This window comes from Phyllobacterium sp. MT110, from assembly GCF_058792715.1.
Genome location: NZ_JBXAFE010000001.1, coordinates 570,787 through 583,540, shown reverse-complemented (window position 1 = coordinate 583,540; position 12,754 = coordinate 570,787). Strand labels below are relative to the sequence as shown.

At 59.6% G+C, this 12,754-nt stretch carries 11 protein-coding genes; 3 read left to right on the top strand and 8 right to left on the bottom strand.

The window, feature by feature from the left end; translation table 11 throughout:
* Positions 1-22: 22 nt before the first annotated feature.
* Genes AC1Q5O_RS02890 through rsmA form a run of 3 tightly spaced genes read left to right on the top strand, consistent with a single transcriptional unit; the run spans position 23 to position 2,829 of the window.
* Positions 23-970 (top strand): SurA N-terminal domain-containing protein, encoded by a 948-nt coding sequence (locus AC1Q5O_RS02890; RefSeq protein ID WP_492561843.1) that lies wholly within the window; start codon positions 23-25, stop codon positions 968-970.
* A 15-nt stretch (positions 971-985) separates the two neighbouring features.
* A complete protein-coding gene (gene pdxA / locus AC1Q5O_RS02885; protein ID WP_492561842.1) occupies positions 986-2,011 on the top strand; it encodes a 4-hydroxythreonine-4-phosphate dehydrogenase PdxA in 1,026 nt (341 codons plus the stop codon).
* A complete protein-coding gene (gene rsmA, locus AC1Q5O_RS02880; protein WP_492561841.1) occupies positions 2,008-2,829 on the top strand; it encodes a 16S rRNA (adenine(1518)-N(6)/adenine(1519)-N(6))-dimethyltransferase RsmA in 822 nt (273 codons plus the stop codon). The genes pdxA and rsmA overlap by 4 nt, the downstream gene beginning before the upstream one ends.
* Before the next feature lie 200 nt (positions 2,830-3,029).
* On the opposite strand, the gene gmk is transcribed toward rsmA, so the two are convergent.
* The 8 genes from gmk to fabD all read right to left on the bottom strand — a co-directional run bounded on the left by gmk (position 3,030) and on the right by fabD (position 12,432).
* On the bottom strand, positions 3,030-3,686 hold the full coding sequence (gmk, locus tag AC1Q5O_RS02875) for a guanylate kinase (RefSeq protein WP_105735787.1): 657 nt from the start codon (positions 3,684-3,686) through the stop codon (positions 3,030-3,032).
* Positions 3,687-3,688: 2 nt separating this feature from the next.
* Positions 3,689-4,576, bottom strand: coding sequence for a YicC/YloC family endoribonuclease (locus AC1Q5O_RS02870; RefSeq protein WP_492561840.1), 888 nt, complete (start codon positions 4,574-4,576; stop codon positions 3,689-3,691).
* Positions 4,577-4,631: 55 nt separating this feature from the next.
* Positions 4,632-5,858, bottom strand: coding sequence for an endolytic transglycosylase MltG (gene mltG, locus AC1Q5O_RS02865; RefSeq protein ID WP_223611242.1), 1,227 nt, complete (start codon positions 5,856-5,858; stop codon positions 4,632-4,634).
* Between the two features lie 94 nt (positions 5,859-5,952).
* On the bottom strand, positions 5,953-7,215 hold the full coding sequence (gene fabF, locus AC1Q5O_RS02860; protein ID WP_223611243.1) for a beta-ketoacyl-ACP synthase II: 1,263 nt from the start codon (positions 7,213-7,215) through the stop codon (positions 5,953-5,955).
* A 114-nt stretch (positions 7,216-7,329) separates the two neighbouring features.
* On the bottom strand, positions 7,330-7,566 hold the full coding sequence (locus tag AC1Q5O_RS02855) for an acyl carrier protein (protein WP_008128530.1): 237 nt from the start codon (positions 7,564-7,566) through the stop codon (positions 7,330-7,332).
* 442 nt (positions 7,567-8,008) lie between these two features.
* Positions 8,009-10,627, bottom strand: coding sequence for a beta-glucosidase family protein (locus AC1Q5O_RS02850; RefSeq protein WP_492561839.1), 2,619 nt, complete (start codon positions 10,625-10,627; stop codon positions 8,009-8,011).
* Between the two features lie 105 nt (positions 10,628-10,732).
* On the bottom strand, positions 10,733-11,470 hold the full coding sequence (gene fabG / locus AC1Q5O_RS02845) for a 3-oxoacyl-[acyl-carrier-protein] reductase (RefSeq protein WP_403172153.1): 738 nt from the start codon (positions 11,468-11,470) through the stop codon (positions 10,733-10,735).
* 17 nt (positions 11,471-11,487) lie between these two features.
* Positions 11,488-12,432, bottom strand: coding sequence for an ACP S-malonyltransferase (gene fabD / locus AC1Q5O_RS02840; protein ID WP_492561838.1), 945 nt, complete (start codon positions 12,430-12,432; stop codon positions 11,488-11,490).
* Positions 12,433-12,754 lie beyond the last annotated feature (322 nt).

The window sequence follows — 12,754 nt, the reverse complement described above, 5'->3', positions numbered from 1 at the left end:
TAATGATCGGATAATGTGGAACATGATGGTGAGGAAGCACATTCTTGCGGCGGCGATTGTTACCGCTTTGGGCTCGGGCCTGGCGGCGGGCATTTCGCTGCCTGCGCAAGCGAGCGACGTCAAGGTAATCGTCAATGGAATGCCGATTACCGATTATGACATTGCCCGGCGCGCGGCCTTTCTGAAGCTGCAGCACAAGAAGGGCAACCTGCCGCAGATGGCGCGGGAGGAACTCACCAACGACATGCTGAAACGCCAGGAGATGCGGCGGCTGAACATTGTCGTTTCCGATACCGAAGTGAATCAGGCCTTCGAGCGCTTTGCCACCAACAACAAGATGACCCTTGCCCAGCTCACCGGCGTCCTCGACAAGGCCGGTGTGACAGCCGACCATTTCAAGGAATATATCCGCCTGCAGATGGGCTGGGGCCGTGCCCTCAGCACCCGCAACCGGTCGCAGGGCGGCAGCCGCGTGTCCGAGCAGGATGCCGTGCAGCGCATGCTGAAGGACGGCGGCAAGAAGCCCGTCTCGACCGAATTCACGTTGCAGCAGGTCATTTTCGTTGTTCCGGCCGCCGATCGCGGCAACATCGCCAAGCGCCGCAACGAGGCCAATGCGCTGCGCGCCAAGTTCAACGGCTGTGACTCAACGCGCGATATGGCAAAGGGCATACTGGACGTGACCGTCCGCGATCTCGGCCGTTTCGTCGAACAGGAGCTGCCGCCGGAATGGTCGAAACAGGTCACCGCCACCTCCGCCGGACACGCGACCACCACACTCGACACCGACAAGGGCGTCGAATTCCTCGGTGTCTGTGCAACGCGCCAGCTTTCCGATGATCGCGTCGCCCGCCTTGTTTTCTCGCAGGAAGCGGCAGCGGCCAACCAGAAGCCCGATGCCACGGCGGAAGCGGTCAACAAGCAATATCTCGATGATCTGCGGAAAAAGGCATCCATCGTCAATCGATGATGGTATTGCCTTCCCATGAGCAGCATCCTCGCCGTAAGCTCCGGTGATCCCTCCGGAATCGGACCTGACATAGCGCTTGCCGCATGGGCATTGCGGGCGTCGGTGCGCCTGCCGGCGTTTTTTCTGCTTGGCGACGAAAAGCTCATTGCCGCACGTGCGGCACGGCTCGGCATGGATTGCCCCATCGAAATCACCACGCCGGAAGATGCCGACCGGGTTTTCGGGCGGGCTTTGCCGGTTGTTCCCCTGCAAAACCGGCAAATCGACCGTCCCGGTATTCCGCTCGCCGAAAATGCCGCCGGAACGATCGAGGCGATCGAGCGCGCCGTCCAATACACGCTTTCCGGCCGTGCCAGTGCCGTCGTCACCTGCCCTATCGCCAAGAAGCCGCTCTACGAGGCGGGGTTCCGCTTTCCCGGCCATACGGAATTCCTGGCGCATCTGGCGAGTGAGCGGTTCGGCCGCGAGGTCACACCGGTGATGATGCTGGCAGGACCCCTGCTGCGCGCGGTTCCCGTAACCATCCACATTGCCCTTGCCCGGGTTCCCGAAGTGCTGGATACCGCCCGGATCGTCACCATTTCACGCATCACGGCGCAGGCGCTGAAAGGCCAGTTCGGCATCGCCAATCCGCGCCTTGTCATTGCCGGGCTCAATCCGCATGCGGGCGAAGGCGGCGCCATGGGCCTGGAAGACGAAGAGATCGTCCGCCCGGCGGTTGAGATCCTGCGCAATGAGGGCATCGATGCACGCGGGCCGCTGCCGGCCGACACGATGTTCCATGCGGCGGCGCGTGCCAGCTATGACGCGGCGATCTGCATGTATCACGACCAGGCGCTCATCCCGGCCAAGACGCTGGGCTTCGACGACAGCGTGAACGTGACGCTCGGCCTGCCCTTCGTGCGCACCTCGCCCGACCACGGCACGGCATTCGATATCGCCGGATCGGGCAAGGCCAAGCCGGACAGCTTCATCGCCGCATTGCGCCTGGCGAGTGAACTCGCCTCCCATCGCTCCAGCCCGGAAAACAACGCCGCATGAGCATCGACAGCCTCCCCCCTCTGCGCGATGTGATCGACCGGCACGAACTGATGGCCAAAAAATCCCTCGGCCAGAATTTCCTGCTCGATCTCAACCTGACCGCCAAGATCGCGCGGCAGGCTGGCGACCTGCAGGGACAGACCGTCATCGAGGTCGGCCCTGGCCCCGGCGGCCTGACCCGCGCCCTGCTGGCGCAGGGTGCCCATGTGATTGCCATTGAACGCGACGAGCGCTGCCTGGCGGCGCTGCAGGAAATTTCCGATCATTATCCCGGCCGCCTGCAGGTCATATCAGGCGATGCGCTGGAGACGGATTTCAAGGCGCTGGCGGGAGACGGTACGGTCAAGATCGTCGCCAACCTGCCCTACAATGTCGGCACGCAGCTGTTGATCGGCTGGCTCTTGAGCGAGCCGTGGCCGCCCTTCTATGCCTCGCTGACGCTGATGTTCCAGCGCGAAGTGGCCGAGCGCATCGTGGCAAAGCCTGCCTCCGATGCCTATGGCCGCCTCGGCGTGCTGGCGGGCTGGCGCACGGAGGCAAAAATAACGTTCGACGTGCCGCCGCAGGCCTTTACCCCGCCGCCGAAGGTGACGTCTTCGGTGGTTCACCTCGTTCCACGCGCAAGCCCGCTGGCCTGCGATGCGACCATGCTCGGCCGTGTCACGCAGGCGGCCTTCGGCCAGCGCCGCAAGATGCTGCGCCAGAGCATCAAGCCGCTCGGCGGTGAAGCGCTGCTGGCCAAAGTCGGGATTGATCCCACACGCCGCGCCGAAACACTGTCCATTGATGAGTTTGTAGCGCTGGCCAACGCGGTTTAGGTGTGGGTTAGGGAAACCATTGGTAAATCTTGCATAACCACTGTGCGTGGTTCGACAAGCTCACCATGAGGGAGATGGGTGGGCTGCAGGGCTAGCCGGAAACATTGCAGAATAAAGCTTCCTGCAATCCTCACTCTCCCTCATGGTGAGCTTGTCGAACCACGCACAATGTTCCTGCAGATATCAGATAACCTGCACCGTTAATCGATCTTCTCATCCAGAAGGCCGCTGACGAAATCGAACAGGCCGGGGCAACGGTCCCGGCGCAGGCGTTCGGCCGTCACGATGGACTGGACCTCGTGATAGGCGCGTTCCAGATCCTTGTTGACGATGACGTAATCATAGGAACGCCAGCGTTCGATCTCGTTGCGCGCATTGCGCAGCCGCATGTCGATGACTTCTTCGGTGTCCTCGGCGCGGCGGTGCAGCCGCAGCTTCAGGTCGGCCATGGACGGCGGCAGGATGAAGATGCTGACGACGTCGCCCTTCATCTTGTCCTGCAATTGCAGCGCGCCCTGCCAGTCGATGTCGAACAGCATGTCCTGCCCGTCGGCAAGGGCGTTTTCCGCCGCCTCACGCGGCGTGCCATAGAAATTGCCGTGCACCTCAGCCCATTCGATCAGTTCATCGCTGTCGCGCAGGCGTTCGAATTCGCGAACCGAAATGAAATGATAATGCACGCCGTCGATTTCGCTGGCGCGGCGCGGACGGGTGGTGACGCTGATCGACAGCGACAGCTCCAGCTTTTCCTTGTCGTTGAGCAGCAGACGGGCAATGGTCGACTTGCCGGCACCCGATGGCGACGACAGCACCAGCATGAGGCCGCGGCGCTTGATGCTGTTTGAGGCGTTGAGCATGTTTACTCCAGATTCTGTATTTGCTCGCGCAATTGATCCACAACCGCCTTGAGGTCAAGTCCAATCGACGTGATGGAGGCCGCATTGGACTTGGAGCAGAGTGTATTCGCCTCGCGGTTAAATTCCTGTGTCAGAAAATCCAGCTTGCGCCCGACACCATTGCCATCGCGCAGCAGCGTGCGGGCGGCGGCCACATGCATTTCCAGACGGTCCAGCTCTTCCTGGATATCGGCCTTGGTGGCGAGAAACGCCGCCTCCATGTGCAGGCGCGCTTCATCGAGAGCCGGAGATGCATCGAGCAGCAGTGCAACCTGTGCCGCCAGTCTCGACCGGACGGCGTCGAGCGTCCGGCTCGGATCGTGCCGCGCCTCCCCGGTCAGCCGCTCCACCGCATCGATCTGGGTGCTCAGTATATCGCCGAGCGCCTTGCCCTCGGTCTCGCGGTTGCGCGCAAGCTGCACCAGGGTCTCGTCGAGGACCGCCAGCACGGCCGCTTCGATCTCGGCCTGGTCTTCATCCGTCAACACGTCCTGCGGCGCTTCCAGAACGCCGCGCAGCGCCATCAGGCCTTCCGGGGTGGACGGTGCCAGACCGAAGTCAGCACGCAGCTGGGCGGCGATCCCTGCCAGTTCCCTCAGCAGCGGTTCGTTGATGAGCGCCCTGGCATCGCCGGCACTGCGGTCAACGGTCAGGGCCGCCTGGAAATTGCCGCGCTTGAAATGCTGGCTGAACAGCGCGCGCGCCTTCTGCTCCACGGCTTCGAACCCCGCGGGCAGCCGGAACCGCACATCGAGCCCCTTGCCGTTCACCGATTTGATTTCCCATGAAATCTGCGCCCCGGCGCTGTTCCGGAGGTGACGGGCAAAACCCGTCATGCTTTGCAATGACATTTTTCCCCCAAAGTCCGAAAGGACAAAGGCCTGATCGAAACCAGGCCTTCAGACATTATTCCTGTGTCGGCGCGCTGTCGTCCGCCGCAGATGGCTTGGCATTCTTGTCGCCGGTGGCGGCCTTGGCAGCCTCGTCGACGCGGTTCTTCTCGACGGTGCGCCAGCGCTTCACATTGTCGTTGTGGTCATCCAGCGTTTCGGCAAAGACATGCCCGCCGGTTCCATCAGCCACGAAGTAGAGGTCCTTGGTCTGCGAGGGATGCGCAACCGCTTCCAGCGCATCCCGGCCCGGATTGGCAATCGGACCGGGCGGCAGGCCATTGATCGTATAGGTGTTGTAGGGCGTCGGCTTCTCCAGATCCGATTTCAGGATCGGGCGGTCGGCCGGCTTGCCCTTGCCACCGAACAGGCCATAGATGATCGTCGGATCGGACTGCAGGCGCATCCGCTTGTTCAGGCGGTTGATGAACACGGCGGCGACGCGCGGACGCTCATCGGCCTTGCCGGTCTCCTTCTCGACGATGGATGCCAGCGTGACGAATTCCTCGATGGTCTTGAGCGGGATGCTCTGGTCGCGGCGCGCCCAGATATCCTCGACCAGTTTCTTCTGGTCGGCCTGCATCTTCTTGATGATTTCCTCGCGCGTCATGCCGCGGGAGAAGCGCTGCGTGTTGGCGAACAGCGTGCCTTCCGCCGGAACGACCGCCGGCAATGCCCCCACCAGCGCGTCATCCTCGCTGACACGCTGCAGAATCTGGTCGACGGTCAGGCCTTCGGGAACGGTCAGCGAATGCAGGACAGACTTGCCGCTGCGCAGCAGGTCCATGATGTCACGCATCGAGGCGTGCGCCTTGATCTCGTACTCGCCGGCCTTCATGTCACGCTGAAAGCCATAGGCCTGAACGCCATATTTGAACACGCGGCCATCGGTGATGATGCCGCGGCGTTCGAGGCCATCGGCGATTTCGACGATGCCGCTGCCGTTCTTGACGACATAATTGGTGGTGACTTCCGTCGGGCCGGGTTCGTTGAAGGCGACCTTGCCGAAATAGACCGCGGCAGCGGCGGCAATAACCAGAAGCACCACGAGCGACAGCATGAAATTGGCGAAGACAACGATCTGGCTGCGCGCACGGCGCGAGCGGCGCCGGGGTGCGGGCGGCGGCGTGCCCGGTTCGGGGCGCAGGGCCTCGGATGCCGACTGCGGGACAATCGGATTGCGCTCCGGCGCGCTGGCGGCGGCTGAACCGTTCGTCTCTTCAGACTGCTGATCTGAGCTCACACGGGCACCTCGAGCATGTTTTTCCGGTTGGAACCGGTATTATTCTGATTGTGAATATGGCGAAAGCGCGAAAACGCTTCCGCCATTGCTTCAATCACTGTTGATAACGCCGCAAAACCAGCGAAGCGTTGGTACCGCCAAAACCAAAGGAATTGGAAAGAGCCACATCGACGGTGCGATGCCGCGGCTTGTGCGGAACCAGATCGATCTTTGTCTCGACCGATGGCTTGTGCAGATTGAGCGTGGCCGGAGCGACATTGTCGCGAATGGCCAGCGCACAGAAGATGGCTTCGGTCGAACCAGCTGCACCCAGGAGATGACCGATGGAAGACTTTGTCGACGACATCGACACTTTCGGAGCGGCATCGCCCAGAACACGTTCAACGGCCGCCAGCTCAATCGTATCGGCCATCGTCGATGTGCCGTGCGAATTGATGTAGTCGACCTGATCCGGGGTAATGCCTGCGCGCTTCAGCGCCATTTCCATGGAGCGCTGCGCACCCTCGCCGCTCTCGGACGGAGCGGTGATGTGGTAGGCATCGCCGGACAGGCCGTAGCCGATGACCTCGGCGTAAATCTTCGCCCCGCGGGCCAGCGCATGTTCGAGCTCTTCCAGCACGACGATACCGGCACCCTCGCCCATGACGAAACCATCGCGGTCATCGTCGTAGGGACGCGAGGCCGCCGTCGGATCATCGTTGCGGGCTGTGGACAAGGCCTTGCAGGCGGCAAAGCCGGCCAGCGAGATGCGGCTGACGGGCGATTCCGTTCCGCCGGCAACCATCACATCGGCATCACCGAAGGCGATGAGACGCGATGCATCGCCGATCGCATGCGCGCCGGTCGAGCAGGCGGTGACAACCGAATGGTTCGGGCCGCGCAGCTTGTGCTTGATGGAGACCTGGCCGGAAGCCAGATTGATCAGACGTCCGGGAATGAAGAACGGCGAAATGCGGCGCGGACCCTTGTCGCGCAGCGTATAGCCGGCTTCGACAATGCCCTCGAGACCGCCGATACCCGAGCCGATGAGAACACCCGTGGCGATCTGATCCTCGTCGCTTTCCGGTGCCCATTTGGCATCGGCAAGCGCCTGATCAGCAGCAGCCATGGCATAAATGATAAAGGGATCAACCTTGCGCTGTTCCTTCGGCTCCATCCAATCGTCCGGATTGAATGTGCCATCGGAGCCATCGCCGACTGGAATGCGGCAGGCAATCTTGCAAGGCAGATCTTCAACTTCAAACTCTGTGACCCGCCGGGCACCGCTCTGGCCAGCCAGGAGGCGGGACCATGTGTGCTCAACACCGGATGCAAGAGGAGAAACCAGCCCAAGGCCGGTTATGACAACGCGCCTCATGGCCGATCCTTCAATGTCATATTCAGCATGATGTTTTCCAAGGGCCCTGCGCAGGTTCCGACAAAGGCAATCTGCCGCCTGTCAAAATTCCTGCGCTGCCGGGCCGAATGAAAATCAGGCTTGTGCTTTGTCGATGAACTTGACGGCATCGCCGACTGTCAGAATTGTCTCGGCAGCATCATCAGGAATTTCAACGCCGAATTCTTCTTCGAAAGCCATCACGAGCTCGACAGTATCAAGGCTGTCTGCGCCCAGATCGTCGATGAAGCTCGCACCATCGGTGACTTTCTCGGCATCAACGCCCAGATGTTCAATAACGATTTTCTTGACGCGTTCTGCAGTATCACTCATGTGGAAACCTCAACCTGTTTGTTTTTCTCCATGCCTTGGTTAGCGGCACGGATGACTCTAATCAAGCAATAAGATGGCAGGTCAGCCTTGTTTAACAGCTAAAACCCCTCATCCCAGCCACTTCTTCCTCACGGAATGGAAAAGGCATCAAATCGATTTGACACCCTGACTTGGTGCGCGACTTATCACGCTTTATTCACGGTCTCAATCGCATAAATGTGATTGCGACGTAAACGCCCGGCGCAAAGGTGCAGCCGGGCTGAATACGCATGACCAAAGGAACGAGTGAACTGCTTGATGCAATCAGTCGTTGTCGCAGTTCAAAGCTCCAGTTTGATCTGGCGTGATGAGGCACCCACCATAACTTTGCTGGGCGGCACCAGTTTCCATGTATTCTTATCGATATCCCAGATGCTCTGCGTTCGAGGTAAGACTTTAACAGTCACTTTTTCTTTTCGCCAGGCTTCAGATCAACTTTCTCCCAACCGACAAGCCGTTTAGGCGGCTCCCCCGCTGCTGAAGGAAACTGAATATAGACTTGCGGCACCTCTTTCCCGGAAACCATACCGGTATTTTCAACTGAAAAGGACACTGTTTTCGTGCCATCCGTTCCGTCCGTATCCACCCGCAATTCCGAATACGAAAAACTGGTGTAAGACAGACCAAAGCCGAATTCAAACGATGGCGTTACGCTTTTTGCATCGTACCAGCGGTATCCGACCTCAAGTTTTTCGGAATAAACCGGATTTTCAGACCAGGCTCCACCACCTGTCGGGGTGTCAATTTCCATTTTCGGAAAGGTAATCGGCAGTTTTCCTGAAGGGTTGATCTTGCCGAACAAGATATTCGCAATAGCCGGTCCGCCGTTTTCACCAGGATACCAGGTTTCCAGTACAGCTGCCACATTATCGATCCAAGGCATCAGGATAGGATTTCCACTTTCGATAATGACGATCGTGTTTTTATTGACAGCGGCTACCCTCGTTACCAATTCGTCTTGATTGCTGGGATTGTCTTTGTCATCGTGAACAACGCTCAAACTGAGCGAGAGCGAGGTCACGTCCTCACCGGAGGGCTGAGCGACAACGACAATTGCCACGTCCGATGTGCTCGCCAGATTGACGGCATCATCTATTTCTTGTGCCGTGTAGGGACGAAACGGCTGATCACGGTCGCTGTTTCCGCCATAATTTACGTCAGCGTCCGGCACAATATCCTTGATTGCCTGAAGGATCGACGTTCGTACCCGCGTCCACGGAATAGCCCACCAGCCGCAGCTGCCATCTCTATGTAGTTTCACTTTCCCACACGTGCCGTAACTGCCCCCAACCGGGTGTCTGGTGCTTCCAGAACCACCCCCGGACAAGACTGCGTCATCGGCATGGGCGCCAATAACCGCGATCTTTCTCAGATTCACCGCGTTCAATGGCAGGAGGTGTGCATTTGGTGCGGCACTGAGTGGCGCTTGTGGTTCCCGATTTTTAAGCAGAACGATCGATTCTTCAGCCACCCGTTGCGCGACGGCTGCACCGCTATCAAAATCGATTTTTGGTTTGAAGTCGGCGACTTTGTTATCGACTGGCGGATTGTCCATGACACCGACCTTGATCATGGTTCGCAGCTTGCGCCGTACCATATCGTCCAGACGGGATATGGAGATGGTTCCGTCATTCAGAAGCGGCTTCACATTAGCGGGAAGAAAAAAAGTAGCCGCCTGCCAATCCTCTTCCTCATCGACACCGGCATTGATCGCGTCAGCGGTAGAATGTATGGCTTGCCAATCAGTCTGAACCTGCCCTTTGAACCCCCACTCATTCTTGAGAATTTCTGTCAACGTGTGATAATGCTGGCAAGCAAATATATCAGCGGGATATTTATCAAGCGTGAGCTTGTTGTACGCGCACATGACGCTGCCCGGCTCGGCCTCCCGAACGGCAATCTCGAAGGGCAGCATGTAAATCTCTCGCAGCGTGCGTTCATCGATCGTGCTGCTGCCAGTCGCGCGATAAGCCTCCTGTTCATTACCCACTATATGTTTGATCGTTGCAATCACCTGCTGGCTCTGGGTGCCTTTTGTACGCCATGCCAAAAGCTTGCCTGCAAGAAACGGATCCTCTCCCAGATATTCAAAAATGCGACCCGAACGTGGATCACGGACCATGTTGGCGCCGCCACCCAACCCCATGCCGTAACCCTGCGCGCGCAGTTGTTTGGCGATTTCAACACCGTAATCATAAGAAAGTTTTTCATCCCAACTTGCCGCAACAGCAAGCGTTGCCGGGAAAGTCGTGCTGGCGAGCCTTAACGCGCCCGAGCCCGACGATGAGTCGGCTATGGTCAGCTCCGGAATATTGAGTCGTGGCAGCCCCGGAATGTGCCCAGCCCCGCCCCCGCCGGTATCACCCATAGTTTTGTGATCGGTGTGGATGAATTGCAGCTTCTCATCGAGCGACATTTGCGCAACGAGATTGGCGGCACGAACATCGGCAGGGTCAACTGCATGCTTTTCGTCAGTGCCTGCATCTGCTTTGCGGGCATCCACTTTATCCGGCTTAGGCTCACCGCCCCCCGCGGGAGGCTGCGCGATATTCGGAACCGGGGACGCCGGCGAAATCGTCGCATATGCCCCGCCCGACGGTTCCACCACCGGCTTGGCCTGATTCGACGCAGGCGCAGCAGTGTTTTGGCTGACCTGAGCCGGAGCGGCAGCGTTTTGGCTGACTTGAGCCGGAGCGGCAGTGGTTTGGATGATTTGAGCCGGAGCAGCTGTGGTTTGGATGATTTGAGCCGGAGCAGCTGTGGTTTGGATGGCTTGAGACGGAGCGGCAGTGTTTTGGCTGGCTTGAGCCGGAACGATAGTGTTTTGGCCGCCTGTAGCCGGAGCGCTGGCAGAATAGGTTCCCGTACCAGCGCTTGCTGATTTTTCGTCGTTGTTACAAGCGGACGTGAAAATCGGAATGAGAGATAAAACGAAAGCGTTCCATATGGGTTTTTTCAAAACAATTTCCTCCTCGAAATGTTCTTGGTATAATTGTTTTGATGGTCGAAATAATTCAGGCAAAAATCAATTCTACAATAGTCTAGGGTGAGGACCCTGGTGCCGTGAAAAACAAAACCCCGGACGTTTCCGCCCGGGGTTTTGGAATACAGGCTGACCTGACCTGGCTCAGATCATCGCCATGCCGCCGTTGACGTGGATCGTCTGGCCGGTGACGTAGGAAGCCTCGTTGCTGGCGAGATAGACCACGGAGGAAGCCACCTCTTCGCCCGTACCCATGCGGCGCATCGGGATGGCGGACATGATGCCTTCCTTCTGCTTGTCGTTCAGCTTGTCCGTCATGGCCGATTCGATGAAACCGGGCGCAACGCAATTGACCGTGACGTTGCGGCTGGCGATCTCAGCCGCGAGCGCCTTGGAAAAACCGATAAGGCCGGCCTTGGACGCGACATAGTTGGTCTGGCCCGGATTGCCGGTCACGCCGACAACGGAAGTAATGTTGATGATGCGGCCATAGCGGCGGCGCATCATCGGATGGGTCAGTTCGCGGGTCAGGCGGAATACGGCGGTCAGGTTGACCTCCAGCACATTGTCCCAATCGGCATCGCTCATGCGCACGAACAGGCCGTCCTTGGTGATGCCGGCATTGTTGACGAGGATTTCGACCCCTTCGAGCTCCGCTTCGGCCTTTTCGCCCAGCGCCTTCACTTCATCGCGGTTCGACAGGTTGGCCGGGAAAATCTTGACCCGTTCGCCAAGCTCGTTTGCCAGCGCCTCGAGTTTTTCGACGCGCGTGCCGTGCAGGCCGACAATGGCGCCCTGCGCATGCAGCGCCCGGGCAATGGATTCGCCGATACCGCCGCTGGCGCCGGTTATGAGAGCCTTGCGGCCTGTCAGGTCAAACATTGCTCAATCCCTTCCGTTCAAACGTTCAGCGCGGCAACGGCCGCGTCAATATCATCCGGCGTGCCGACGGCGACACCGGAAATGTCCTTGTTGATGCGGCGTGCCAAGCCGGTCAAAACCTTGCCTGCGCCAATTTCGTAAAGTGTCGTTACGCCATTGGCGCCGAACCATTCGACCGTTTCGCGCCAGCGGACCTGGCCCGTCACCTGCTCGACCAGCAACGCCGCGATTTCATCGGCCGACGTCACCGGAGCCGCGCGCACATTGGCGATCAGCGGCACCACCGGATCGTGCTTGGCCACATTGGCCAGCGCCTCGCGCATGGCATCGGCGGCCGGTGCCATTAGCGCGGAATGGAAAGGTGCGGAGACCGGCAGCATGATGGCGCGCTTGGCGCCCCGTTCCGTCGCCAGCGCCGCGGCCGCCTCGACCGGCGCCTTCGAGCCGGAAATGACGATCTGGCCGCCGCCATTGTCATTGGCGATCTGCACCGGGCCTTCGAGCGCCGCATCGGCGCAGACAGCGGCGACGACCTCGTGCTCAAGCCCGATGATGGCGGCCATGGCGCCAGCCCCGGCGGGAACCGCTTGCTGCATGGCATTGCCGCGGATGCGCAGGAGCCGCGCCGTATCGGCGAGCGAGAATGTTCCGGCAGCGCACAGCGCCGAATATTCGCCGAGCGAATGACCGGCGACATAGGCGACCTTGTCCCTGATCGACACGCCGCGCGCTTCCAGCACGCGGATGACGGCGATGGACACCGCCATCAGGGCCGGCTGCGCATTGGCGGTCAGCGTCAGGGTTTCTTCCGGGCCGTCCCAGATGATGGCGGTGAGCTTTTCGCCAAGCGCATCGTCGACCTCGTCGAACACCGCCCTGGCTTCGGCAAAATTGTCGGCCAATGCCTTGCCCATGCCGACGGCCTGACTGCCCTGACCGGGGAAGGTGAATGCTATGGACATGGGGCGTGCCTCCGGATTTCTGCTTTATCGTCGTCAATCTGCCGCGCGATGTGCCTATCGGCAAGCCCGAAGTCAAGCTTTCATGCGCCGTAGCGGCCGCACATGCACATTATAATAGGCGGAATAACGGGTTTTCAGCGCCACGCCCGCTGTCGCGTCTGGCTGTTGAAAGGTGGGAAAGACGGGCGGTCCCTGGAACGCGGGTCTTGGGTATTCTGGTAGGCAATGCTTGCGATCCAAGGACCACCCGCCCCGGCGTTTTCAAGTTTTTGCCCAATGGTCCACCATTGAGCCAAACCTCCCCGGCCGCACAGGTTTTCCT